Source organism: Streptomyces sp. NPDC104307 (assembly GCF_055584045.1).
In genome coordinates, this window is sequence record NZ_JBVJMU010000022.1 from 100,659 (window position 1) to 123,235 (window position 22,577).

Annotated in this window: 27 protein-coding genes; 12 read left to right on the forward strand and 15 right to left on the reverse strand. The window is 70.0% G+C overall.

The window, feature by feature from the left end; all coding sequences use genetic code 11:
• The first annotated feature begins 14 nt into the window (after positions 1-14).
• The 6 genes from ACZ601_RS35580 (at position 15) to ACZ601_RS35605 (ending at position 4,547) form a co-directional block, all read left to right on the forward strand.
• Positions 15-1,235 (forward strand): class-II aminoacyl-tRNA synthetase family protein, encoded by a 1,221-nt coding sequence (locus ACZ601_RS35580; protein WP_469545628.1) that lies wholly within the window; start codon positions 15-17, stop codon positions 1,233-1,235.
• Positions 1,235-2,131: a 3-hydroxyacyl-CoA dehydrogenase family protein gene (locus ACZ601_RS35585; protein ID WP_440573005.1), complete on the forward strand. Its 897-nt coding sequence runs from the start codon at positions 1,235-1,237 to the stop codon at positions 2,129-2,131. The genes ACZ601_RS35580 and ACZ601_RS35585 overlap by 1 nt, the downstream gene beginning before the upstream one ends.
• Positions 2,131-2,379: an acyl carrier protein gene (locus tag ACZ601_RS35590; RefSeq protein WP_440573004.1), complete on the forward strand. Its 249-nt coding sequence runs from the start codon at positions 2,131-2,133 to the stop codon at positions 2,377-2,379. Before ACZ601_RS35585 ends, ACZ601_RS35590 begins: the two co-directional genes overlap by 1 nt.
• A gap of 106 nt (positions 2,380-2,485) precedes the next feature.
• Positions 2,486-2,704 (forward strand): MbtH family protein, encoded by a 219-nt coding sequence (locus ACZ601_RS35595; RefSeq protein ID WP_440573003.1) that lies wholly within the window; start codon positions 2,486-2,488, stop codon positions 2,702-2,704.
• Between the two features lie 30 nt (positions 2,705-2,734).
• A complete protein-coding gene (locus tag ACZ601_RS35600) occupies positions 2,735-3,676 on the forward strand; it encodes an ATP-binding cassette domain-containing protein (protein ID WP_469545632.1) in 942 nt (313 codons plus the stop codon).
• A gap of 37 nt (positions 3,677-3,713) precedes the next feature.
• On the forward strand, positions 3,714-4,547 hold the full coding sequence (locus tag ACZ601_RS35605) for an ArsR/SmtB family transcription factor (protein WP_440573001.1): 834 nt from the start codon (positions 3,714-3,716) through the stop codon (positions 4,545-4,547).
• An 11-nt stretch (positions 4,548-4,558) separates the two neighbouring features.
• Here ACZ601_RS35605 and ACZ601_RS35610 read toward each other — a convergent pair whose 3' ends face one another.
• The 10 genes from ACZ601_RS35610 to ACZ601_RS35655 all read right to left on the reverse strand — a co-directional run bounded on the left by ACZ601_RS35610 (position 4,559) and on the right by ACZ601_RS35655 (position 14,609).
• A complete protein-coding gene (locus tag ACZ601_RS35610) occupies positions 4,559-5,116 on the reverse strand; it encodes a flavin reductase family protein (RefSeq protein ID WP_469545636.1) in 558 nt (185 codons plus the stop codon).
• Positions 5,117-5,186: 70 nt separating this feature from the next.
• Positions 5,187-6,740, reverse strand: coding sequence for a tryptophan halogenase family protein (locus ACZ601_RS35615; protein WP_440572999.1), 1,554 nt, complete (start codon positions 6,738-6,740; stop codon positions 5,187-5,189).
• A 149-nt stretch (positions 6,741-6,889) separates the two neighbouring features.
• Positions 6,890-9,433: an FtsX-like permease family protein gene (locus tag ACZ601_RS35620; protein ID WP_469545639.1), complete on the reverse strand. Its 2,544-nt coding sequence runs from the start codon at positions 9,431-9,433 to the stop codon at positions 6,890-6,892.
• Entirely contained in the window at positions 9,430-10,224 is a 795-nt protein-coding gene (locus tag ACZ601_RS35625; RefSeq protein ID WP_440572997.1) for an ABC transporter ATP-binding protein, read from the reverse strand. Before ACZ601_RS35625 ends, ACZ601_RS35620 begins: the two co-directional genes overlap by 4 nt.
• Positions 10,196-10,981 (reverse strand): sensor domain-containing protein, encoded by a 786-nt coding sequence (locus ACZ601_RS35630; RefSeq protein WP_469545642.1) that lies wholly within the window; start codon positions 10,979-10,981, stop codon positions 10,196-10,198. The genes ACZ601_RS35625 and ACZ601_RS35630 overlap by 29 nt, the downstream gene beginning before the upstream one ends.
• Entirely contained in the window at positions 10,978-11,211 is a 234-nt protein-coding gene (locus tag ACZ601_RS35635; protein ID WP_440572995.1) for a hypothetical protein, read from the reverse strand. Before ACZ601_RS35635 ends, ACZ601_RS35630 begins: the two co-directional genes overlap by 4 nt.
• Positions 11,212-11,244: 33 nt before the next feature.
• Complete coding sequence (locus ACZ601_RS35640; protein ID WP_469545644.1) at positions 11,245-11,604, reverse strand: ArsR/SmtB family transcription factor; 360 nt, start codon at positions 11,602-11,604, stop codon at positions 11,245-11,247.
• A 63-nt stretch (positions 11,605-11,667) separates the two neighbouring features.
• Positions 11,668-12,330: a 4'-phosphopantetheinyl transferase family protein gene (locus tag ACZ601_RS35645; RefSeq protein WP_469545647.1), complete on the reverse strand. Its 663-nt coding sequence runs from the start codon at positions 12,328-12,330 to the stop codon at positions 11,668-11,670.
• A 24-nt stretch (positions 12,331-12,354) separates the two neighbouring features.
• Complete coding sequence (locus ACZ601_RS35650) at positions 12,355-13,824, reverse strand: cation:proton antiporter (protein WP_469545648.1); 1,470 nt, start codon at positions 13,822-13,824, stop codon at positions 12,355-12,357.
• A gap of 41 nt (positions 13,825-13,865) precedes the next feature.
• The gene (locus tag ACZ601_RS35655) at positions 13,866-14,609 is read right to left on the reverse strand and encodes a thioesterase II family protein (protein WP_469545651.1); all 744 of its coding nucleotides are present in this window, start codon (positions 14,607-14,609) and stop codon (positions 13,866-13,868) included.
• A gap of 132 nt (positions 14,610-14,741) precedes the next feature.
• Between ACZ601_RS35655 and ACZ601_RS35660 the strand changes: the two genes are divergently transcribed.
• Positions 14,742-15,305, forward strand: coding sequence for a barstar family protein (locus ACZ601_RS35660; RefSeq protein ID WP_469545654.1), 564 nt, complete (start codon positions 14,742-14,744; stop codon positions 15,303-15,305).
• A gap of 44 nt (positions 15,306-15,349) precedes the next feature.
• Positions 15,350-15,742 (forward strand): DUF6578 domain-containing protein, encoded by a 393-nt coding sequence (locus ACZ601_RS35665; RefSeq protein ID WP_469545656.1) that lies wholly within the window; start codon positions 15,350-15,352, stop codon positions 15,740-15,742.
• A 13-nt stretch (positions 15,743-15,755) separates the two neighbouring features.
• On the opposite strand, the gene ACZ601_RS35670 is transcribed toward ACZ601_RS35665, so the two are convergent.
• The 4 genes from ACZ601_RS35670 to ACZ601_RS35685 form a co-directional block, all read right to left on the reverse strand.
• A complete protein-coding gene (locus tag ACZ601_RS35670; protein ID WP_469545658.1) occupies positions 15,756-16,187 on the reverse strand; it encodes an SHOCT-like domain-containing protein in 432 nt (143 codons plus the stop codon).
• 47 nt (positions 16,188-16,234) lie between these two features.
• Positions 16,235-16,498, reverse strand: coding sequence for a hypothetical protein (locus ACZ601_RS35675; RefSeq protein WP_469545660.1), 264 nt, complete (start codon positions 16,496-16,498; stop codon positions 16,235-16,237).
• Complete coding sequence (locus tag ACZ601_RS35680) at positions 16,495-16,857, reverse strand: DUF2089 domain-containing protein (RefSeq protein WP_469545661.1); 363 nt, start codon at positions 16,855-16,857, stop codon at positions 16,495-16,497. The genes ACZ601_RS35675 and ACZ601_RS35680 overlap by 4 nt, the downstream gene beginning before the upstream one ends.
• A 125-nt stretch (positions 16,858-16,982) precedes the next feature.
• Positions 16,983-17,474, reverse strand: coding sequence for a GNAT family N-acetyltransferase (locus ACZ601_RS35685; protein WP_469545663.1), 492 nt, complete (start codon positions 17,472-17,474; stop codon positions 16,983-16,985).
• A gap of 50 nt (positions 17,475-17,524) precedes the next feature.
• Between ACZ601_RS35685 and ACZ601_RS35690 the strand changes: the two genes are divergently transcribed.
• Positions 17,525-18,340 carry an exodeoxyribonuclease III gene (locus tag ACZ601_RS35690; protein ID WP_469545666.1) on the forward strand — a complete coding sequence of 272 codons (816 nt, stop codon included), beginning with the start codon at positions 17,525-17,527 and terminating at the stop codon, positions 18,338-18,340.
• A 13-nt stretch (positions 18,341-18,353) separates the two neighbouring features.
• On the opposite strand, the gene ACZ601_RS35695 is transcribed toward ACZ601_RS35690, so the two are convergent.
• Positions 18,354-18,986, reverse strand: coding sequence for a MerR family transcriptional regulator (locus ACZ601_RS35695; protein WP_440573027.1), 633 nt, complete (start codon positions 18,984-18,986; stop codon positions 18,354-18,356).
• Positions 18,987-19,181: 195 nt separating this feature from the next.
• Here ACZ601_RS35695 and ACZ601_RS35700 point away from each other — a divergent pair, with 195 nt between their 5' ends.
• From ACZ601_RS35700 to ACZ601_RS35710, 3 genes are read left to right on the forward strand one after another with little or no spacing between them, the layout of a single operon-like run.
• Positions 19,182-20,708: a flavin-containing monooxygenase gene (locus ACZ601_RS35700; RefSeq protein ID WP_469545669.1), complete on the forward strand. Its 1,527-nt coding sequence runs from the start codon at positions 19,182-19,184 to the stop codon at positions 20,706-20,708.
• Complete coding sequence (locus ACZ601_RS35705) at positions 20,705-21,649, forward strand: alpha/beta fold hydrolase (RefSeq protein ID WP_469545671.1); 945 nt, start codon at positions 20,705-20,707, stop codon at positions 21,647-21,649. The genes ACZ601_RS35700 and ACZ601_RS35705 overlap by 4 nt, the downstream gene beginning before the upstream one ends.
• Positions 21,646-22,539, forward strand: a complete 894-nt coding sequence (locus ACZ601_RS35710) for an SDR family oxidoreductase (protein ID WP_469545674.1) — start codon at positions 21,646-21,648, stop codon at positions 22,537-22,539. Before ACZ601_RS35705 ends, ACZ601_RS35710 begins: the two co-directional genes overlap by 4 nt.
• Positions 22,540-22,577: the final 38 nt, after the last annotated feature.

Sequence of the window (22,577 nt, forward strand, 5' to 3'; positions counted from 1 at the left end):
CGTGTGAGCCGAATATGCCCTCCTACCGACTCGACCTCGACGTACCGGTCTCCGGCGCGCACCGCGACGAGCTGCACCGACGGGTCTACTACCTCTCCGAATCGATCACCGGCTTCGAGCTGGTCACCGGTGCGTCCGACGGTGACGCGGTCGACGCCGTCGTGGTGACGACCGAGCAGCCGGTCGACGCCGAAGCCCTGGCCGAGAAGCTCCGGCACGTCGTCGAAACCGAGGTGCTGCCCCAACTGCGGACGCCGCCCAAGGTGTTGTGGAACTCGCCGTCGGTCCGCACTCCGCGCACCGGGACGTTCGCCGGGCTGCTGGCCGACGGTGTGGTGCACGAGGCGGGACCGGGGCAGGTGGCGCTCGGCACACCGGCGCTGGCCGCCCTGGACGCTCTCGACGGGCTGTTGCGGGAGATCATCGACGAGGAGTTCGGGGCGGTGGAGTACCGCTACCCGACGCTGCTTCCGGTGACCGCGCTGCACCGCAGCGGCTACCTGTTCTCCTTCCCGCAGCACCTGATGTTCGCCGCCCGGCTCGACGGGGACGTGGACACCTACCGGGAGTTCGCCGGGGAGGCGGCCGCGCGGGAGGACATCGGCGACCGGGTGCTGCACCGCTGCGCGCCCGTGGACCGCTGCCTGCCGCCCACGATGTGCTACCACACCTTCGACCAGTTCGCCGGTGCCACCCTGCCGGCCGAGGACACGGTGGTGACCGCCAAGGGCGGCTCGTTCCGCCACGAGTCCCGGTACCACCAGACCATGGAGCGCCTCGCGGACTTCACCATCCGCGAGACGGTCTTCCTCGGGACCGCGGAGTTCGTCCGGGAGGCGCGCGACCGCTTCCGCCGGCGCGCCACCGAACTGGTCGAACAGCTCGACCTGGCGGGCCGCTGCGAAGTCGCCAGCGACCCGTTCTTCGCCGGGGCGGCGACCGCGATGCAGGTCTCCTCGCAGCGCCTGCTGGAGCTCAAGCACGAACTCCACCTGGACGTGGGGCCCGGCGAGAGCATCTCGGTCGGCTCCTTCAACCTGCACGAGAAGCACTTCGGTGACGCCTTCGGCATCAAGGGCCCCGACGGCGGGACGGTCTACTCCGCCTGCGTCGGATTCGGCCTGGAGCGGCTCACCTACGCCCTGCTGTGCCAGTACGGCTGGGACGTCGACGACTGGCCGGTACCGCTGAAGGAGCGGTGCCGGAACACCACACGAGCGGGCAGGGGAATGTGATGACCGAGACCAGCCAGGTCCGGCGCGTAGGGGTACTCGGCGCCGGCACGATGGGCATCGGCGGGGCCCACGCCTTCGCGGCGGCCGGACTCTCTGTGGTGCTCGTGGACACCACCGACGCGGCTCTGGACCGCGCCCGCGAACTGATCGCGGAGAACGCCAGGCTGTACGGGATGCTCGACCGCAGGCTGAGCACCAGCACTCCGGACGAGATCCTCTCCCGTATCGAGTTCCGCACAGGTCTCGACGGACTCGCCGACGCCGACTTCGTCGTCGAGAACGTGACCGAGAACTGGGACATCAAGGAGAAGCTCTACCGGGAGATGGACGCGGTGGCGCCGGAGCACTGCGTCTTCGGCGTGAACACCTCCGCCATCCCCATCACCAAGATGGCCTCGGTCACCGGCCGCCAGGACCGGGTGATCGGCACCCACCTGATGAACCCGGTGCCGCTGAAGAAGCTGGTGGAGGTGATCCAGGGCTTCCACACCTCCCCGGAGACGATCGAGCTGACCCGCGGACTGTTCAAGGCCATCGGCCAGGACGTCGTGGTCGTCCAGGACTCCTCCGGCTTCGTGACCAACCGGGTCGCGATGCTCAGTGTGAACGAGGCGATCCTCCTGCTCCAGGACAACGTCGCGCAGGCCGGAGACATCGACCGGCTCTTCCGGCAGTGCCTGGGCCACCAGATGGGGCCGCTGGAGACGGCCGACCTGATCGGCCTGGACACCGTCATGTACTCGCTGGAGGTCCTCCTGGACAACTTCAACGACTCCAAATTCGCCCCGGCGCCACTGCTGCGCAAGCTGGTCGCCGCCGGCCGGCTCGGCCGTAAGAGCGGCCATGGTTTCTACCCCTACGAACCGGCGAGCGCCGGAAACAAGGCAGGTGCCTGATGTCAGACGACCTCATCAAGACCGTTCGCGCCTTCATCGCCGAACACGTCCGGGACACCGAACTCACCGACGACCACGACATCTTCGCGACGGGCAGCGTCAGCTCACTGTTCGCGGTGCAGCTGGTCATGTGGGTGGAACGGACCTTCGGCATCACGGTGCAGCCCACCGACCTCGACATCGACAACTTCCGCACGGTGAACGACGTGGTGAGTTTCATCGGAGGGCGCCAGACGGCAGCCGCGTAAGCACCCCGTTTCAGTCTTCAGTCAGGGCTGTGTCAGCGGGCCTCGACACGATGTTCGTGCCGAGGCCCGCTGCGGTCTCTTCACCCGGAGATATGGAGAACTCGACGTGACGAACCCCTTCGACGACCAGGACGGCACCTTCCTCGTGCTCGTCAACCACGAGGGCCAGCACAGCCTGTGGCCGTCCTTCAAAGAGGTGCCCGACGGGTGGGCGGTGTCCCTCGGCGAGAGCCCCCGCGAGACCGCCCTGGCCTTCGTGGAGGAGAACTGGACCGATATGCGGCCCAGCAGCCTCCGCCAGGCCACCGCCGGTGACGCTTCCTGACACGTACTCCGCCGTTCTGCGAGAGGGCACATGGAAACCGCGATACGGGCCGAAGGCCTGCACAAGCGCTTCAAGAACCACCAGGCCCTGAACGGTGTCGACTTCGCCGTGAAGACGGGCACGGTACTCGGTCTGCTCGGCCCCAACGGAGCCGGCAAGACCACCGCCGTACGAGTGCTCAGCACCCTGCTCGTACCGGACGGCGGACACGCGGAGGTGGCCGGCTTCGATGTCGTCCGGCAGCCTTCCGAGGTCCGCCGGCGGATCGGCCTGGCCGGTCAGTACGCCGCCGTCGACGGGCTGCTCACCGGCAGGGAGAACCTCACCCTCATCGGCGTACTGCTCCACCTGGGCAGGCGCGACGCGCGCCGGCGTGCCGAGCAGCTGCTGGAACAGTTCGAGTTGACCGGCGCCGCGGACAGACCCGTACGGACCTACTCCGGCGGCATGCGGCGCCGGCTCGACCTGGCCGCCTGCCTGGTGGCCGCGCCCGCGGTGCTCTTCCTCGACGAACCGTCCACCGGGCTCGACCCGGTGAGCCGGATGTCGCTGTGGAACGCCGTTCGCGAACTGGTCGCGGACGGCGTGACCGTCCTGCTCACCACCCAGTACCTGGAGGAGGCCGACTTCCTGGCCGACCGCATCGCGGTCATCGATACCGGCCGGGTCATCGCGCAGGGCACACCGGACGAACTCAAAAGGGCCGTCGGCCCGGACCGGCTGGAAATTCGAGTGATGGGCCAGGACGCGGTCACCGACGCGTTCGTGGCCCTTTCCGCAGATGCGGCCGAAGAACCGGTCCTGGACCGGGAAAGGGGCGTCATCTCGCTGCGGCTCGGAGACGGAATGGGCGGTATCGCAGCCGCTGCCACGGCATTGGAGAAGGCTGGGGTGAGCGTCGCGGATTTCTCCGTACAACGGCCGACCCTCGATGACGCCTTCGCCGAACTCACCGGGCAGAAAGCCGGCTAATCAGGCTGCGGATCAACAGGGCAACGGGGGAAAGGTCATGCAGAGAATTCACTTCACGGCGGACGATCTCGCCAGAACGCGGCTGCGGACGACGGCCGGCCCGGAAATAGAGACACGCCTCGCCCAGGAGCTCTTCGCCCGCGGCGTCGGCCCGGTGTACGCGCGATGGCGGCGCCAGGTCTACAAACGGCTGCGGGCCAGACCGGGCCCGCCGGCGTCCGCACCGACGGCGGGGGACTTCTGGCAGGCGGCCGTGGCCCCTTACTGGAGCCGGGTGCTGGCCCACTGCGAGGCCGAGTCAGAGGCCCGGGGCCGGCTGGTCATGAGAGGGGGGATGGAGGAGCTGTTCACGACCCTGGGCTGGCGGGTCACCTGGAAGGGCCTGGTGCTGACCCTGCACGACGGCCCCGACGAGAACGTCCGGCTCGGCGGCCACGGCCTGGTCCTCAGCCCCTCGGTCTTCCTCGCGCACCGTCCGGCCCGGCTCTTCCACGATCCGCTGCGGCCCCAGGCCGCCCTGGTCTTCTCCGCGCCGCCGGACGGCGAGCAGTCCGGCGCGCTGTGGGACGAGACCTCCCTGTCCCAGGACTCGCTCGGCACCCTCGTGGGACAGACCAGGGCGGCGGCTCTGCAGGAGCTGAGGGTGTCGTCCACCACCGGTCAGCTCGCCGTCCGGCTGGGGGTCTCCGCCCCCTGCGTGAGCCAGCACACCGCCGTGCTGCGGCAGACCGGCCTCATCACCACCCGACGGGTGCGCAATACGGTGCTGCACTCCGTCACCCCGCTCGGGATAGCCCTGCTGGACGGGAAGGTCGCCGTACCGGCGCCGTCCCCGGAGCGCTTCGACGCTCCTGGGCTGCTCTCGGCGTGACGGAGCCGCGTTCAGACGTTCTCTCCGACCGGCCAGGTGCGGTACTCGCGCCGGCCGTAGACCAGTTCCGGCCGCCCGGGGAACTGGGTGACGCGCAGCACCCGGGCGATGACCACGAGATGGTCCCCACTGCGGTGCCGCTGCCCGACCTGGCAGTCCGCGATGGCATGGGCGTCCTCGAACAGGTGCGGACCACCGGCATCCGGATCGGCGGAGTCGTGCTCCCAGTGCACCCGGTCGAAGCGGTCCGGCGCACCCGAGGCGAACAGGGCCGCGGCCGGCCGTGCCGCGCCGTGCAGCAGGTTCACCGCGAACCGGCCGCTGTCCAGCACCGCTTCCAGGGTGGGGCTGCCCGACCTGAGGCACACCAGCAGCGTCGGTGGTTCCAGCGAGACGCTGCACAGCGAGGAGATGGTCATCCCGCGCGGCATGCCCGCGTGGTCCACGGCGGTCAGGATGGCGACCCCGGTGGGGAAGTGGCTCATCATCGCCCGCTGGCCGTCGGCGACGGCCGTCCGGCGCGGATCGGCCGGGGGCTTCGGTCCGGTGAGTTGTGACAGTTCGGTCATGAGTGAGGCTCCTGAGGACGGACGACTCGGGCGCCGTGGCGGCCGGCCGGCCGCCACGGCGCCCGCGGACTCATCGGCGCATGTGGGTGAAGTACTCGTACTGCGTCGGGAGCTTCTCGATGAGCGCAGCGGCCCGGTCGTGTACGGACTGGAACTCCTTCTGTGCCGCGTCCCCGTTGGCGAGGGCGAGTGCGGGGGAGGGCTTGAGCTCGATGCCGCCCATCCCGAGCAGGACACACATGTAGGAGTACGGGGGCAGCCCGTGGTAGTGCGGGAACACCGACTCGCTGTCCGGCAGCTGGTGCTTCCAGTGCTCGATCCGCTCGGCCAGCCCCTCCGGCAGCTTCCGGGTCTTCGCGTCCTTCCAGTACTGGGTGTCGTTGCGCGCGGCTGCCGCGTAATGCAAGGTCAGGAAGTCGCGGACGCCGTCGATCACGTTGGCGATGGAGCTGTTGTAACTGTCGCGGTGCACGGGGCTCCAGTCCGCACCGGGGAAGTTCTTGACCAGCTGTTCCGCGGCGTGGTGGACGAAGAAGATGCCGGTCGATTCCAGCGGCTCGACGAAACCGCTGGTCAGGCCGATGCCCACGCAGTTGTTGACCCAGGAGCGGTTGCTGCGCCCGATGCGCATCTTGATGTGGTTCGCCTTGGCGTCGGCCGCTGCGGGGCCGACGAACTCGCGCAGCGTGCGCTCGGCCTCCTCGGGCGAGATGTAGTCGCTGGCGTAGACGTAACCGGTGCCGATCCTGCCGTAGAGCGGGATGGTCCAGATCCAGCCGGCGTCCTGCGCGGTGGCGGTGGTGCAGGGCCGGATGCCCCGCGCCTCCATGTCCTGCGGGACCTGGAGCGCGACCGCGCTGTCGTTGGGCAGCACGTCCTGGAAGGAGATGAAGGGCTCCTCCAGGGCCTTGTTGAGCAGCATCCCCCGGAAGCCGGTGCAGTCGACGAAGAGGTCGCCCTCCAGCTCACCGTTCTCGGCGGTCGTCACGCTCTTGATCCAGCCGCGCTCGTCGAGCTTGACGTCCACCACGTCGTCGACGATGTGGGTGGCGCCGCGGTCCACCGTGTACTTGGTGAGGTACTTGGCCAGCAGCGCGGCCTCGAAGTGGTAGGCGTAGGGGAACTGGGTCTTGCCCTGGTGCTCCGACATCGTCAGACCGCGGGGCTCGTCGGCGCCCTCGTCGAAGGGCTGGTTCAGCATCGCCCCGTCGAGGTGGCGCGGGCTGCGCTCGGCGTCGCAGATGTTGGCCATGACGAAGCAGTCGGTGTCGAAGCGGTCTGTGCGGCCGTTCTGGAGCCACCAGTCGGCCAGCGGGAAGCCGTCGACCGAGCCCATGTGCTCGAACGGGTGGTAGAAGTGGTGGCCGGGCTTGCGCCAGTTCTCGAAGCGGACGGCCAGCTTGTACGTGGCGTTACAGGCAGGCATCCAGTCGGATTCCTTGAGGCCGAGGAACTCGAAGAAATGGCGAATGTCACTGAAAGTTGCCTCGCCGACACCTATGGTGCCGACCTTTTCGGATTCGACGAGAGTGATGTCGACCCGGTCCCCGAATGCGGCCTTGAGGTACGAGGCAGTCATCCAGCCGGCTGTGCCGCCACCAACGATCACGACTTTGTTGAGCATTAGCCAAACTCCAATTCCGCTACAAGACGGTTGACGAGGGGCTTCAACGCCATAAGAGCGAGCTTAGGTTTGACAAGACTTCGCCCACCACGTTGTTAAGTGGTGGGCGAAATCAGCAGGTGAAGCGGTCGAGTTTTATTGGATTTGGCTCAATCCCGGCTGCCGATCGCGGCGGAGGGGCGTGTGCGCAAGGCGATCCGGGTCGCCAGCAGGGTGGCGCCCAGGGTCAGGACGAGCGCCGAGGCGATGACGGTGATCAGGATGGACGGGGGGCCGGCGGGCATGGCCCGGTCGAGTACGGCGGAGCTAAGGGGGACCAGCGTCGCGACCGCGATCAGCATGCCGAGCGCGGTACCGGCGAGGGCGATCAGCAGTGCCTCCACCGTCATCATCCGCATGACCTGGGCGCGGGTGGCGCCCACGAGGCGCTGGAGGGTGAACTCCCTGCGACGCTCGGAGGTGGCCATCACCAGGGTGTTCACCAGGGCGATGACCGCGTAGCCGATCACCATGGCGACCAGCAGGTAGGCCACCCAGGTCTGGGTGTCGTTCTGCTTCACCTGCGAGCTGATCAACGAGGCCCGTTCTGCGGCCCGCAGTCCCGGAACGGGCGCCCCGGGGCCGGTGAGCCTGGCGGCCAGCGCCGCGGTGTCGGTGCCGGGTGCGGCGGCGACCAGGATCTGCGGCACGCCACCCTTGGTGGTGTGGTCGGCGATCAGCTCCGAGGGCATCAACGCGGCTCCGTAGCCGCGCTGTTCACCGACCGTGGCGACCAGCTCCGGTTCGACCCTCGTGCCGTCGCCCAGCCGCATGGGGATCCGCTCACCGAGCTTGTGCCCCTTCGCGGACGACTCGGGCAGCGCCACCGTGTCCGCCTTCAGACCGGCGAGGCTGCCGCTCACCACGCGCACCGCGGTCGTGCGCTCGATGCCCTTCGGCGAGATGCCGTTGATCTGCACCGGGGTGCCCTTCGGCGCCCTGCCCTTGCCGTCGTAATCGGCCATCTCGGCCTTCGACGGCTCCAGGAAGCCGGAGCTGGGGACGTACGCGGCTGTCGCCGTCACACCCGGCTGCTTGTCCACCCACTCCATGACGGACGGGGAGATCCCGCCGGTGGCCGAGGTGAGCACCACATCGGCCCGCAGATTGTCCTTGAACGCCTCCTCCGCGCCCACGCTCTGGGTGGTCTGGAGGTAGATCAGGGCAGTGGCCATACCGGTGGCGAGCATGACGGGCATGACGGCCCCGGCCATCCGGATCGCCCGCGCCTTGGCGTTGAGGAGGGCCAGGTGCCCGGCGAAGCCGGTGACCGCCCGCAGCGGCCACTGCAGTACCGCCGTCACCGCCTTGGTCAGTCCAGGGCCCAGCAGTCCGAAGCCGATGGCCCACAACATGGCGGCCGGAGTCGCCGTGCTGCCCGCCTTGGCACCGTCCATCTGCATGGTGACGAGGGCGAGTACGGCGCCGCCGGCCAGGCAGAGCAGGGCGGCGAGCGCCCGGATCCAGTTCAGCCAGCGGCGCTGCACGGCCGCTTCGGCCAGCGCCTCGGTCGGCCGGGTGCGGGCGGCACCGCGGGCCGCGATCCAGGCGGCTCCCACAGCGGTCACCAGCGCCGCGCCGGCGCCCGCGATCAGCGGGACGAAGCCGGACCGGTACATCATGACGTCGGGCACCACCTGGGCGTCCACGAACCGGCCCAGCAGCCATTCGCCCAGCCGAGGTCCCGGCACACAGGCCAGTGCGGTGGCGAAGACGGCGACGATGAACGTCTCGGCGAGGATCATCCGGCGGACCTGGCCGGGGGTCGAGCCGATCGCGCGCAGCAGTGCCATCTGCCGCTGCCGCTGCTGGATCGAGAGACCGAGTGTGCTGGCGACCACGAAGACGGTGACCATGGCGGCCATTCCACCGAACACGGCGGACATCGAGACCAGGTTCTTGCCGTGGGTGACGACCTCGGGGAACTCGGCACGGCCCCGCTTGTCGCCGCTCAGCACCGAGACCTGAGCGCCCTTGAGGGCCTGTGCGACCTCGGCCCGCACCTGCTCGTCGTCGGCCCCGGGCTCGGTCATCACCCCGATGGCGTCGACTTCGCCCGACTGCGGGGCGGCCCGCGTCGCGTCGGCGTCGGGGAGGAAGACCGTGGCGCTGTCCCCCGGACCGTTCACCAGCGAAGCCACCTCGTACGGGCGGGCGGCTCCCCGCATGCCCAGGCTGACGCGGTCACCGACGTGGAGACCCGCCTTCGCGGCGAGCCGGGAGTCCAGCGCGACGTGGCCTGCGGCGACCGACGGTGCGCCCTCGGCGACGCGGTACGGGCCGAGCGAGGCGGATGCCCAGCCGTGGCCGGTGGCCGGGACGCCGCCCTTGCCGCCGTCCCGGAGGAGGGTGACGGGCAGTGACACGTCCGGCACGGCGGCCTTGACCCCGGGAACCGCCGCGACCTTCTGCACGTCGGCGGCGTCGAGCCCGACCCGCTCCTGGAAGACCTTGTTCGAGCCGGGGTAGTGCTGGTCCCCGGTGACGACGATCGGGGCGGCGCCGTACCGCTGCGGCGCGGCCAGCCCGCGCACCCCGGTCTCCAGCAGCCCGCCGCAGGCGATCACGATCGAGGCACCGAAGAACAGCGCGATGAAGGAGGCGATGAAGCCGCCCTTGTGGAATCGGAGGGAGCGCAGCGCGAGGCCGATCATCGGGTCGCTCCGCGCTGCGCGCCCTGTGCCTGGTCATCGGCCCAGGCGCCGAGGCGGGTCATGTGCTCGGCGACCATGTCGGCGGTCGGGCGCTCCAGCGAGTCGACGATTCTGCCGTCGGCGAGGAAGAGGGTGCGGTCGGCGTGGGAGGCCGCGACCGGGTCGTGGGTGACCATCACGATCGTCTGGCCGGACCACTGCACCGCTTCCCGCAGCAGTCCGAGCACGTCGCGGGCGGTGTGGGTGTCCAGCGCTCCGGTCGGTTCGTCCGCGAAGACCACGGCGGGCCGGGTGACCAGCGCACGGGCGATGGCGACGCGCTGCTGCTGGCCGCCGGAGAGTTCACCGGGGCGGTGCTTCTGACGCGAGGCGAGGCCGACGCGTTCGATCACCTCGTCGACGTCGGCCGCCTTGGGGCGCCGTCCGGCCAGTCGTAACGGCAGTGTCACGTTGTCGCGCACGTTCAGCGCGGGCATCAGGTTGAACGCCTGGAAGATGAACCCGACGCGCTCGCGGCGGAGTTTGGTCAGGTCACGTTCCTTGAGCCCGGACAGCTCCACGCCGTCCAGCCGGACCGTGCCCGACGTCGGCCGGTCCAGGCCCGCGGCGCAGTGCAGGAAGGTGCTCTTGCCGGACCCGGAGGGGCCCATGACCGCGGTGAAGGTGCCCGCGCGGAGGCCGATGCTGACCCCGTCGAGCGCGGCCACCTTGTTCTTTCCGCCGCCGTAGGTCTTGTACACGGAGTCCAGGAGGACGACGGCCTCAGCCGAGCCGTCCGGTGTTCGGTTCATGGGTTTCCCTATCGGGTGTCGGCGCTGTGGAGGTACTGGCACGGGCAGGGCTCGGCAGGACGGCGAGCGGGCCGGGGCGGGCGAGCACACCCTTGACCTGTGCGAGCGGGTCGGCGGGCGGGCGGAGAACCGCCTGGGCAACGGTCAGATGCAACTGCGCCGCAGAGACCACGAGCCGGGCGGCGAAGGGGAGCAGGGCTACCGCGACGAGCGCGACGACCAGCGCTCCGGGCAGGGTGTCGATCGCGAGGTCCGCGCCGATCCGTCCCGCCGTCCCGCCGGAAGCGGTCGCGGTCCCGTACCAGAGCGGCAGCGTCACGAGGCCGAGCGGCACCAGCCAGACGGCCAGTGCGAGGAGGTCCAGCAGGAGCAGCAGGGGGAAGAGGAGGATGAGGCAGACACAGTCGCGGACGATCGCGGGGTCGGCGCAGCGGGCCCTGAGATGGGCGGGCAGTCCGGGCTCCGTGACGTCCTGGTACGCGTACGGGATCGGCTGGTCCAGGAGGTACGCGCGGCTCCGCTCGACCTGGGCGCAGCCTCTGACCACCCAGGCCCCGACGATCAACAGCGGTACGGTCACCGTGAGTTGGCTGGCCACCACGGAGATCAGGAGAGCCGCGGTCGCCACGGCGAAGAGGATGCTGCCCACCACGAGGTAGCTGGCGAGATAGCCGCAGGCCCGCCAGGGAGCAGCGGACAACGGCAGTCGGACCAGCGAGGCGGGGGTACGTACGAGGCTCGGCGAGAGCCGGCTCACTCGATCCTCCGGAGCATGTCGTCGATCGAGCCCACCCGGGCCTTCAGCTCCACCAGTTCGGCCTCCAGGGACTCCTGCCGGGCAACGGCCTCTTCGGCCAGCTTGCGGTAGGAAGCCATGGCCACGGCGTCGGCGCGGTGGCGCTGGAGTCTGAAGTGGGAGACCACGGACACCGTGATTCCTCCGACGATGATCAGGACGATGGCGATAGCGACGATGGCGCCGGTCATGTCCGGGTCCCCCTCATAACGTTCTGGTCCTTCTCATTTGGTGGGGCCGTCTGCCTCACGTACATGATTCTCGTCCGCCTGAGTCTCGTCCGGCTGGAGCGAGTCCGACTGGAGTGCGTCCAGGATCGTCTGCACGTTGAGACGCAGCTCGAACGGAGTCAGCTCGAAGTACTTCAACGCCTTGCCGTCGTCGGAGAGTTCGAGCGCGCCGACGACCAGGCCCGCCTTCTCCAGGCGCTCAAGATGCATGTAGAGCAGGGGGCGGGACATGCCCAGCTCGCGGGCCAGCTCACTGACGTACTTCCGGCCGCCGGCCAGCCCGGCGATGATCCGGAGCCGCTGGGTGTGGCTCACCGCGGACAGGAAGGTCAGCAGTTCTTCGCTGTTCAACATCTGCCTCCCCAGTGCGCCCGGCTGTACGTGTCAGCCAAATCTTTCACATGGAGAGAAAGGCTGTCAACGAAGAGGCCGGGGATCGGTCGCGCAGGCCAGGAGGAGGCCGTCCCGCGCGAGCCACCGCCCCTCGAAGGCCTCGGGCTGGGACGGCTGCCCCGGTGGGCGCTCGGCCAGGATCCGGGCCCGGAAGGTGCCGTCCGGCAGGGGGGAGACCCGCGCGTCGTGGAAGCTCAGCCAGCGCTGTGTCACGGGGAACCACGCCTTGTAGACGGCCTCCTTGGCGCAGAACAGCAGCCGGTCCCAGTGCACGTCCGGGTACTGCTCCGTGAGCTCGGTGTGCCGCTCCCGTTCCTCGGGCAGCGCGATGTACCGCAGCAGGCCCTCCATCAGGGGCTCGTGCGGTTCCGCGTCTATGCCGAGGGTGCGGATGCCGGAGCGGTACGTGACGGCCGCAGCACGATAGCCCGCACAGTGGGTCATACTGCCGACCACACCGGCGGGCCATCGTGGGGCGCCGCGCTCGCCCGGCACCAGTGGCGCCGGCGGCAGGCCCAGCCTTCCCAGGGCATCGCGTGCGCAGTGCCGCACCGTCGCGAACTCCAGCAGCCTCGGCTCGCCGGTCCTGCCCAGGGCGGCCCGCTCCTGCGGGTAGAGCGTCGCCTCCGGCACGTCCCCGAAGCACTCGGAGGCGGCGACTCCCGCGGGCACAATCTCGTCGATCACTTGGCCGCCTCGCGCAGGGGGGGGCTATCGGGGAAGGGAAACGAGCTCCGGAGCGCCGCGCCCGGTGGTGCCACCGGGTTCACCGGCGTCGTCCGGCTGTGCTTCGAGCACCGGCTCGACCGCGTCCGGGCCCAGCAGCCGGAGCAGCGGCCGGGTCATCATCGTGGTGGCGAGGGCGACGATGGTGAGCAGGCTCAGCATCCGCTGGTCGATGATGCCGGCCTGGAAACCGATCTGGATGATGACCAGTTCGGTCAGACCACGGGAGTTGAGCAGCACACCGAGCGCCAGAGCGGGCCGGCGGCGCATCCCCGTGCGGACCGCGCCGAGCGCCGGTCCGAAGATCTTGGTGACGGTGGCCAGGAGGAGCAGCCCGCCGAGCGTCAGCGCGGCGGTCCGGTCGAAGTGGAGCGCGCCCAGATCGATCGTCAGGCCAAATCCGAAGAAGAAGAACGGCAGCAGCACGGTCTTCGCGGTGCCGGACAGCCTGTCGGCCACCCGGGAGGCCCGTGCGCTGCCCCTCGGCCAGGCGAGCCCGATCAGCAGGGCCCCGATCAGCTGGTGCACCCCGATCAGGGTCGTCAGCGCGGCCGTCGCGGCGATGCCGGCGGCGAGCAGGACCATGATGACCGCGTCGCTCTCGCCGCCCTCGGCGGCGTTCCCGTGGGAGTGCGCCCAACGGGCCAGCCCCTTCCGCAGCGGCCCGAGGAAGAACAGGGTGATCGCCGCGGCGATGAAACCGTTCAGCAGCACCCCTGCGGGGCCGCCGCCGTGGAGTTGGGCCAGCAGCCCGGTGAGTACCAGCCACACCGCACCGTCCCCGGCCGCCGACGCGAAGAGGCTCAGCTGACCCTGACGGGTACGGGTGAGTCCCAGGTCGGTCAGGATGCGGGCCAGTACGGGGAAGGCGGTGACACTCAGCGCACATCCCACGAACAGCACGAACACCACTGGGTTGTTGGCCGATCCCATGAACGTGTGGACCAGCGGCACGGCGACCGCGGCCCCGGCCGCGAAGGGCACCAGCAGAGACGCCTGGCTCACCAGGAGTGCCTGCGTTCCGGTGCCGCGCAGCCGCATTCCGTTCAGCTCGCGGCCGACACCGAACATGAAGAAGACCAGGCCCACCTGGGCCAGCCCGTCCAGCATCGGCAGGACGCCGGACGGGAAGAGCCAGTCCGCCGCCCCGGGGACGAACCGTCCCAGCAGGGTCGGTCCCAGCGCCAGCCCGGCGCAGATCTCCCCGATCACCCGCGGCTGTCCGAGCCGGTCGGCGAGCAGCCCGCCCAGATAGGCGGCGAGGAGGATCACCGCCACGGCGATCAGGAAGTGGCCGCCCTTGTCGAGGCCGTGCGCCGTGGCGGCCGCTTCCCCGGCCGGGGCCGGCTTTCCGGTGGCCATCCAGGTGGCCGCGGCGATCACCGCCAGGGGCGCTGTCACGATCAACGCCATGGTGGTCCAGCGTCGCTGTCCGAACCGGCTCTCTCCACGCACGATGCACACTCTCCGTGTTCTCGATGGGCGGGCGGTGCGGCTCAGCCGCGTCGGGTCTCGTCGTGGTCGGCGCCGAGCGACTCTCTGACCACGTCGTACGGCGGGGACGCGGTCAGGTAGAAGTGGTCACCGGGCACCACCCGTTGCCGGAAGGTGCCGGTGGTGTGTTCGGCCCACCGGGCGGCCTGATCCGGCGTGACGCGTGAGTCGCTGTCCCCCAGCACCGCGGTGACGGGGCAGCGCAGCAGCGGGCCCGCACGGTGGGTATAGGCCCCCAGCATCTGGAAGTCGCCCTTGACGTACGGCAGGATCAGCTCGCGGAACATCGGGTTGTCCAGCAGCTCGGCATCGGTGCCGCCCAGGTCCACCAGCGTCGCGATGGCGCTCTCGTCGTCCAGCGCGGCTGCTCGGGCCTCCGACCGGACCGAATGGGCCGGCCGGGTCCCCGACACGAAGAGATGCGCGGGCGGGGCCCCCTCGGCCTCCAGGATCCTGGCCGTCTCATAGGCGACGACAGCGCCCATGCTGTGGCCGAACAGCGTCGTGGGACGGTCCATGAGGGGCCGGACGGCATCCGCGATCTCCCCGGCCATGGCCACCAGGTCGGTGGCCGGGGCCTCCCCGAACCGGTCGGCCCGCCCCGGGTAGCACACCGCGTGCACCTCGAACTCGGGAAGGCCCTTGCGCCACTCCCGGAAGAAGTACGACGACCCTCCGGCGTGGGGGAAGCAGACCAACCGTCGGGTGGCGAAAGGGCGGGGTTCTCTGCATTCCGTCCAGGCCATCAAAGCGCTCCTGCTGGTCGTATGCCGAACGTGCTCGGCTGTTCCACGGGCCCGCCCATTGGACCCGGCCCCGCTGACAGCCAACTGACAGGAGCCGGAAGGCGGCAGCGGTGCGCGCCGTAGGCTCGTGGCATGGCGACTGAAGACAGCCCGGCCCTCGGCCCCGAGCACCGGCCGGACCGCGCGGACGTGGATGACGTCCCCGGCATCGAGTACATGGACAACACCTTCGTCACCCTCTTCTGGCGACGACAGCTCCTCACGGATGCCGAACTGCGCCTCGAAGAGCGCGGGTTCCGCGTCGTCCGCCTCGCGGCGGGGGAGTGGACCCGCGAGCGGGACATGCACCGGGACGTCGCCGCGGCGCTGCGGTTCCCCGACTACTACGGCCACAACCTCGACGCGCTGAACGACTGCCTCGGGGACGTGGCCTGCCACGGCCCCTACGACGACTCACCCGAAGGCACGGGGCTCGTCCTGTCCCTCACCGACTACGACCGCTTCACCGCCGCCTGCCCGGAGGCGGCCCAGACCGTCCTGGACATCGCCGCCGGCCAGGCCCGCCGCGCGGCGGTGCTCCGGCGCCGCTTCTTCTGCCTGGTCCACAGCGACGACCCGGACATCCGGTTCGAGCCGGTCGGCGCCATGCCCGTCCTGTGGAACCGCGACGAGTGGGCCGACGCCAGACGCCGCTGAGAAATGCTTTGGAGCATCAGGACGCAGGCCGGATAGTTGACCGCATGACGCTGACGATTTGGGTCGATGACTGGCAGATGCAGTGCTGCGGGGACACCTTCAGGCCGGGCGACGCCGTCTCGTGGCAGCTGCTGGAGGTCGATCCGGAGGACTACGCCGCCATCGTCGGCAGCGATCGTGCGGCGGAGATCGACTTCCGCGAGGAGCATCACGACTCGGGGGAGGGGCAGCCGTTGACGCCTTTGCGGGTGGTGGCCGCCACCGAGGTGCACTGCCGGTACGAGTCACCTTCCGGCGGCACGGCCAAAGTGCTGTACCCGGTGCCGGGCTCGACCGAGCTGGTTCCGGTCGTGGAAGCGGACGGATGGGCGAAGACCCGTCCCCACGTCAGGTTCGCCGGCTACCTCGTGACCGCCGAGCGGGTGGCGGACGAGTAGGAGCGCGGCGGCACTACTCGCAGAAGACGCGCACCTGGCCGCTGGGGTCGTCGACGTCGACGGTGACCTCGTCGAGCTGCTCGACGAGTTCCTCAAGGTGCTCCGGCTTGAGCTCGGTGAGGTCGATCGGCACGCCGGACCTGCGCAGCTCCGTGTTGGCCCGGGTGAGCGCCTGCGGGGGGAGGAGGCTGGCGATCCGGACCCCGGCGCGCAACAGCTGCAACGGCACCTGGATGTTGACCCGGCTCGGACCCTCGCCGGTGCCGTCGTCCTCCGAATTCACCACCAAACGAAGGTACTTGGGCCGGGACTTCGGGCGGGGCGTGGTTCCCCGTTCCGACTCGGGCTGCTGGCGCTGGAGGGCGTCGATCAGCCGTTCCGCCTCGTCGGCGGTGATCTTGCCCTCTGCCAGCATCTGCAGGATCTGGCGGCGCTGCTCGTTCACGGTTGTTCTCCCCTGCGAAGTCATCGAAGTCATCGGATTCATCTGAGTCACCTGACGCCTATCTGGAAGGCCGTCGGTCCGTGCTCGATCTCGAAACTTGTGCCGGGCAGCGCCCACAGCAGGTACCAGGCAGCGCGCAGCGCGCTCACCGGACTCAGCCGGAAGGCGCGGCGGCACGCGACCAGTCCCGCCACCACGGCGATCAGCAGCAGCGGCGACAGCACCACGGCCACCGGCAGGAGCGGGACGTGCAGTCGGCGGCGGTTGCCGTTGGTGCGGCCGTAGCCCACCGTCAGCAGTTGTGGGATCACCGGGGCCGCTCCAGCTCGTCCAGCGCCTCCTGGGCGCTGATCTCGCCGCGCTGGAGGCGGTCGAGGACATCGGCTCCGGCGGGCGCCGGGTCGGTGTCGACGAAGTCGAGCTGTTCCGCGATCCGCTTCAGCCGGGACTTGACCGTCGGGTAGCTCACCCCGAAGATCCGCTCCATCTCCTTGATCGAACCGTGCGACCGCACGAACGCGGCGACGAAGACCTGGTCGTCGACGGCGAGCTGTGCCAGCTGCGGCGGTTCGAACCGCCCCTCGACCGCGATGTCGCTGTCGGTGAGCCGGACCCGCTCGACCACGAACGGCCGGCCCTGCGTCAGGTCCGTCAGTTCCTGCCAGTCCACCCTCGGCTCCTCTGCACTCGTACGCGCACGCACTCTCACGTGCACGCGCTCATGTGCAGTTCTATATTGAGTTTATTGAGGAGTCAACGCAGAAAACTTAATTTTCTTGAACAGAGCTTCAAGGATCAGGCTGTGCCGTCCCGCAGCGGCTTCGCGAAGCAGTGGCTGTTGGGGTACGTGCGGTAGTGGCCGAACTTCTCGCAGGGCTCGTAGCCGCTGGAGAGGTACAGGGCGATCGCCTCCGGCTGCTGGTCGCCGGTCTCCAGGACCATGCGGACGCGGCCGGCCGCGCGGGCGTCGGCCTCCAGTGCGGCCAGGATGCGGCGGGCCAGGCCGAGGCCGCGCCCCTCGGGTATGACGTACATCCGCTTCAGCTCGGCGTCCCCGTCCGAGTACCCCTCGGCGTTCCGCTCCTGCGAGCGCCAGCCGCCGGTGGCGACCGGGCTGTCCGACGCGTCGTAGGCGATCAGGTACAGCCCGTGCGGGGGGTCGAACATCGTGGCGTCCAGCGGTGTGACATCGCCCTCGTCCCCGTAGCGCTCGGCGTATTCGAGCTGCACCCAGTCGTTGAGTTTGACGGCGTCAGGGTGGTCGAAGGCCCGAATATGGATATTCATGCAAGCAATCGTACATGTATGCGTCGTGCGGATATCGGTATCGTGCCGGGATGCTGACTGTGACCTCCGTGAATGTAAATGGTCTCCGCGCCGCCGTGAAGAAGGGCTTCGTCGAGTGGCTGGCGCAGACCGACGCCGATGTGATCTGCCTCCAGGAGGTGCGGGCCGAGGCGCAGCAGCTGCCCGAGGACGTACGGGAGCCGGAGGGCTGGCACACCGTCCACGCCCCGGCCGCCGCCAAGGGTCGGGCCGGGGTCTCGCTCTACTCCCGCCGGGCGCCCGAGCGGGTCCAGATCGGGTTCGGCGGCTTCGGGGTCGCCGGGGCCGAGGAGTTCGACGCGAGCGGCCGGTACGTCGAGATCGACCTGCCCGGTGTCACGGTCGCGAGCCTGTACCTGCCCTCGGGCGAGGTCGGCACGGAGCGGCAGGAGGAGAAGGAGCGCTTCATGGCCGCCTTCCTCCCCTACCTGTCCGGGCTGAAGGCGCGGGCCGCCGCCGAGGGTCGCGAGGTGGTGGTCTGCGGCGACTGGAACATCGCCCACCAGGAGGCGGACCTCAAGAACTGGAGGGGCAACAAGAAGAGCGCCGGCTTCCTCCCCGAGGAGCGGGCGTGGCTGACCCGGGTCTTCGAGGAGGCCGCGTACGTCGACGTCGTACGGTCGCTGCACCCGGACGTCGCGGGCCCGTACTCGTGGTGGTCCTACCGGGGACAGGCCTTCGACAACGACACGGGCTGGCGGATCGACTACCACGTGGCCACTCCGGGGCTGGCCGCGCGCGCCGCGAAGGCGTTCGTCGAGCGGGCCGCCACGCATGGCGAGCGCTGGAGCGACCACGCGCCCGTGACGGTGGTGTACGGGCAGTAGGGGCGGGGCTCCGTTACTCCGCCGCCTCCGCGTCGCGGCGCAGTCGCCGGTCCAGGGCCATGGAGAGTTCCGCGTCGACCACCGCGCGTGCCAGCGGGCGGAGTTGGGGAGGCTCTTCCTGTGTGCTGTGATCGCGCAGGGTCGAGACGAAGAGGTCCGCCAGGGCGTCCGCGTGTTCGCGGACCCGGCGGCCGGAGGCGAGGACGGTGGCGAGCGGGACGCCCTCCCGTACGAGTTCGGCGGAGACCTCCAGGAGGCGGCGGCTGATGTGCACGATCTCGTCGCCGTCCGTGCCGAGGTAGCCCAGCTCCATCGCGGCCGCCAGGTTCTCCGGGGTCGACTCGCTCTCGAAGTAGTCCGCGAGCTGCTCGGGCGTGAGCCGGACCGGGGTCTCCTCGGTGGGTTCGCCCAGGCCCAGCACCTCGGCCACGTCGCGGCCGCTCTCGAAGGTGCGGGCCAGGTCCGCGATGCCGGTGAGGGTGTGGCCGCGCTCCAGTAGGCCCGTGATCGTGCGCAGCCGGGCGAGGTGGTGGTCGTCGTACCAGGCGATGCGGCCCTCGCGGCGCGGCGGTGAGATCAGGCCGCGCTCGCGGTAGAAGCGCAGGGTCCGGACGGGGATGCCGGCCTCCTTGGCCAGCTCCTCCATGCGGTATTCGCGGTGCTCTTCTCCGTCAGCCACCCCCGCACCCTACCGGCCTGCCCGCTGCGGAGGCCGCTTGTTGTACCGCCGGTAACTTTCCCCTGCCGCACCCCTACCCATCGGTACGGGCCTGCTCTAGTCTCCCAACAGTGCCAGTGATTGCTGGCAGAGTCGTGTGACGTACCGCGGGGAGGCTGCAGCATGGCCCAGCACGAACATGTACGAGTGGCGGTGATCGGATCCGGATTCGGGGGCCTCGGAGCCGCTGTCCGGCTCCGCCGCGAAGGCATCACCGATTTCGTGATCCTGGAACGCGCCGGTTCGGTCGGCGGCACCTGGCGCGACAACAGCTATCCGGGCTGCGCCTGCGACGTGCCGTCGCACCTCTACTCGTTCTCGTTCGCCCCCAACCCCGAATGGCCGCGCACCTTCTCCGGGCAGGAGCACATCCGCGCCTACCTGGAGCACGTCGCGGACACCTTCGGGCTGCGCCCGCACCTCAGGCTCAACCATGAGGTGACGATGATGCGCTGGGACGGCGACGAGCTGCACTGGGTCATCGAGAGCGCCAACGGCACGACCGTCGTGGCCGATGTCGTCGTCTCCGCGACCGGCCCGCTCTCCGACCCGAAGCTGCCTGACATCCCCGGGCTGGCCGACTTCCCGGGCAAGGTCTTCCACTCCGCCCGCTGGGACCACGACGCGGACCTGACCGGCAAGCGCGTCGCGATGATCGGCACCGGCGCCTCCGCCATCCAGATCGTGCCGTCGATCCAGCCGAAGGCCGCGAAGCTCACCCTCTTCCAGCGCACCCCGCCCTGGGTCATGCCGCGCATGGACCGGCAGATCAGCGGCGCCGAGCGCTGGCTGCACCGCACGCTCCCCTTCACCGGCACCGCGCGCCGCGGACTGCTCTGGGGCATACGGGAGTTGCAGGTCAGCGCCTTCACCAAGCACCCGGACCAGCTGGGCCTGGTCGAGCGGATAGCCAAGTCCAACATGGCCCGCTCCATCAAGGACCCGGCGCTGCGCGCCAAGCTGACGCCCTCGTACCGCATCGGCTGCAAGCGCATCCTGCTCTCCAGCGCGTACTACCCGGCGCTCGCCCAGCCCAACGTGGACGTGGTCGCCTCCGGCCTGAGCGAGGTGCGCGGCTCCACGGTCGTCGCCTCCGACGGTACGGAGGCCGAGGTCGACGCGATCGTCCTCGGCACCGGCTTCCACGTGACGGACATGCCGATCGCCGACCGCGTGGTGGGCGCGGAGGGAAACACCCTCGCGGAGTCGTGGAAGGGCGGCATGCAGGCGCTGCGCGGCGCGAGCGCGGCCGGTTTCCCCAACTGGATGACGATCATCGGCCCCAACACGGGCCTCGGGAACTCCTCGATGATCCTGATGATCGAGGCCCAGCTGAACTACATGGCCGACTACCTCCGCCAGCTCGACGTCCTCGGCGGAAAGGTCGCCCTCGACGCGCGCCCCTCCGCCGTCGGAACCTGGAACCGCCGCGTCCAGGAACGGATGAAGCGCACCGTCTGGAACACCGGCGGCTGCACCAGCTGGTACCTGGACGCCAACGGCCGCAACACCACCGTCTGGCCCGGCACCACCGCCGAGTTCCGCAGGGCGACCCGGACGGTCGACATCGCGGAGTACCAGGTCGTCCGGGTACCCGCGCAGCGGAGTGCGGCGGACGCCGTCTCCGTCTCCGAGGAGGTCGCCGGATGAGCCGCCCGCTGCCCGGCCGGAGCACCCGTCCCGTGCCCGCCCGCGAACTCATGGCCGTCTCCGCCGACGGCTCCCGCATCCACGTAGAGGTGCACGGACAGGACGGCGCACCGGCAGTGGTCCTGTCCCACGGCTGGACCTGCAACACCGGCTTCTGGGACGCCCAGATCCGGGACCTCGCCGTCGACCACCGCGTCATCGCCTACGACCAGCGCGGCCACGGCACCTCACCTGCGGTCGGCCACGCCGGGTACACCACGCATGCACTGGCCGACGACCTCGAAGCGGTGCTCGCCGCCACCCTGGAACCCGGCGAGAAAGCCATACTGGCCGGCCACTCCATGGGCGGCATGACGATGATGGCCGCCGCCCGCCGGACCGGACTCCGCGAGCACGCCGCTGCCATACTGCTGTGCAGCACCGGCAGTTCGCGGCTGATCGCCGAAGCACGGGTTGTGCCGATACGGGCCGGTGCGCTGCGCACCCGGCTGACCCGAGCGATCCTCGGCGCCCGCGCGCCCCTCGGTCCCGTCACTCCACTGTCCCGCCGCATCCTCAAGTACGCGACCATGGGGCCGGGTTCGGCGCCGGACCGGGTCGACACCTGCGCCCGGATCGTGCACGCCTGCCCCCGCGGACCCAGGTTCGCCTGGGGCCACGTCCTCGCGGAGCTCGATCTCGAAGAGGGCGTACGGGAGCTGCGGGTGCCCACCGCGGTGATCGCGGGTACGGAGGACCGGCTGACGCCGCCCGCCCACGCCCGCGCCATCGCGGCGGCGCTCCCCGACTCCCTCGGGCTCACCGAGCTGGCGGGCCTGGGGCACATGACTCCGGTGGAGGCACCGGAAGCGGTCACGGCGAAGATCCGGGAACTCGCGACCGGGTATCTCCCGTTGCGCGGTACGGCTGGTGTAGAGGGCAAGGAGGAGGAGGTCGCATGAGCGGCAGGCACAGTCTCGAAGGTCAGGTCGTCGTCGTCACGGGCGCGGCGCGCGGTGTGGGCGAGCTGCTGGCCCGCAAGCTCTCGGCGCGCGGCGCGACGCTCGCGCTGGTCGGCCTGGAGCCGGACGAGCTGAAGAAGGTCTCGGAGCGCCTGCACGGCGACAGCGACCACTGGCACGCGGACGTCACCGACCACGAGGCGATGTCCCGGGTCGCCCAGGAGGTCAAGGAGCGCTTCGGCAAGATCGACGTCGTCGTCGCCAACGCGGGCGTCGCCTCCGGCGGCCCGTTCGTCGACTCCGACCCGGTCGCCTGGCGCCGGGTCATCGAGGTCAACCTCATCGGCGGCGCGGTCACCTGCCGGGCGTTCCTGCCGATCCTGATGGAGAGCCGCGGCTACTTCCTCCAGATCGCCTCGCTCGCCGCGATGACCCCCGCGCCGATGATGACCGCCTACTGCGCGTCCAAGTCGGGCGTCGAGGCGTTCGCGCACAGCCTGCGCGCGGAGGTCGGCTACCGGGGGGTGAAGGTCGGCGTCGGCTACCTCTCCTGGACCGACACGGACATGGTGCGCGGCGCCGACGAGGACGACGTCATGCGCGAGCTGCGCCAGCGGCTGCCCTGGCCGATGAACCGCACGTACCCGCTCGGCCCGGCCGTCGACCGGATAGTGGCCGGCATCGAGCGCCGCTCGCCGCATGTGTACGCCCAGTGGTGGCTGCGCGGCATGCAGTCGGTACGCGGCTACCTGCCGTCGGTGATAGGCGTCGGCGGCCGGCGCGAGATGCAGCGGTTCGGCTCGCGGCTTGAGGGCGTCAGCAAGGGCCTCGTCGGTGCGGGAGGCGCCGCTGACCAGGCAGAACGGGCGTCGCACACGCAGCGTAAGTGATCGAAATGCGATGCCTGCCCGCTCGTGCAAGTCTGGTC

Excerpts from the sequence above, each read along its gene's own strand:
- ACZ601_RS35685 (WP_469545663.1), bottom strand. The coding sequence starts at position 17,474 with ATGAATATCCATATTCGGGCCTTCGACCACCCTGACGCCGTCAAACTC.
- ACZ601_RS35655 (WP_469545651.1), bottom strand. The coding sequence starts at position 14,609 with ATGGCCTGGACGGAATGCAGAGAACCCCGCCCTTTCGCCACCCGACGG.
- ACZ601_RS35665 (WP_469545656.1), top strand. The coding sequence starts at position 15,350 with ATGACGCTGACGATTTGGGTCGATGACTGGCAGATGCAGTGCTGCGGG.
- ACZ601_RS35615 (WP_440572999.1), bottom strand. The coding sequence starts at position 6,740 with ATGCTCAACAAAGTCGTGATCGTTGGTGGCGGCACAGCCGGCTGGATG.
- ACZ601_RS35690 (WP_469545666.1), top strand. The coding sequence starts at position 17,525 with ATGCTGACTGTGACCTCCGTGAATGTAAATGGTCTCCGCGCCGCCGTG.
- ACZ601_RS35660 (WP_469545654.1), top strand. The coding sequence starts at position 14,742 with ATGGCGACTGAAGACAGCCCGGCCCTCGGCCCCGAGCACCGGCCGGAC.
- ACZ601_RS35635 (WP_440572995.1), bottom strand. The coding sequence starts at position 11,211 with ATGACCGGCGCCATCGTCGCTATCGCCATCGTCCTGATCATCGTCGGA.
- ACZ601_RS35625 (WP_440572997.1), bottom strand. The coding sequence starts at position 10,224 with ATGAACCGAACACCGGACGGCTCGGCTGAGGCCGTCGTCCTCCTGGAC.
- ACZ601_RS35590 (WP_440573004.1), top strand. The coding sequence starts at position 2,131 with ATGTCAGACGACCTCATCAAGACCGTTCGCGCCTTCATCGCCGAACAC.
- ACZ601_RS35695 (WP_440573027.1), bottom strand. The coding sequence starts at position 18,986 with ATGGAGGAGCTGGCCAAGGAGGCCGGCATCCCCGTCCGGACCCTGCGC.
- ACZ601_RS35605 (WP_440573001.1), top strand. The coding sequence starts at position 3,714 with ATGCAGAGAATTCACTTCACGGCGGACGATCTCGCCAGAACGCGGCTG.
- ACZ601_RS35600 (WP_469545632.1), top strand. The coding sequence starts at position 2,735 with ATGGAAACCGCGATACGGGCCGAAGGCCTGCACAAGCGCTTCAAGAAC.
- ACZ601_RS35580 (WP_469545628.1), top strand. The coding sequence starts at position 15 with ATGCCCTCCTACCGACTCGACCTCGACGTACCGGTCTCCGGCGCGCAC.
- ACZ601_RS35705 (WP_469545671.1), top strand. The coding sequence starts at position 20,705 with ATGAGCCGCCCGCTGCCCGGCCGGAGCACCCGTCCCGTGCCCGCCCGC.
- ACZ601_RS35585 (WP_440573005.1), top strand. The coding sequence starts at position 1,235 with ATGACCGAGACCAGCCAGGTCCGGCGCGTAGGGGTACTCGGCGCCGGC.
- ACZ601_RS35710 (WP_469545674.1), top strand. The coding sequence starts at position 21,646 with ATGAGCGGCAGGCACAGTCTCGAAGGTCAGGTCGTCGTCGTCACGGGC.
- ACZ601_RS35620 (WP_469545639.1), bottom strand. The coding sequence starts at position 9,433 with ATGATCGGCCTCGCGCTGCGCTCCCTCCGATTCCACAAGGGCGGCTTC.
- ACZ601_RS35700 (WP_469545669.1), top strand. The coding sequence starts at position 19,182 with ATGGCCCAGCACGAACATGTACGAGTGGCGGTGATCGGATCCGGATTC.
- ACZ601_RS35640 (WP_469545644.1), bottom strand. The coding sequence starts at position 11,604 with ATGTTGAACAGCGAAGAACTGCTGACCTTCCTGTCCGCGGTGAGCCAC.
- ACZ601_RS35610 (WP_469545636.1), bottom strand. The coding sequence starts at position 5,116 with ATGACCGAACTGTCACAACTCACCGGACCGAAGCCCCCGGCCGATCCG.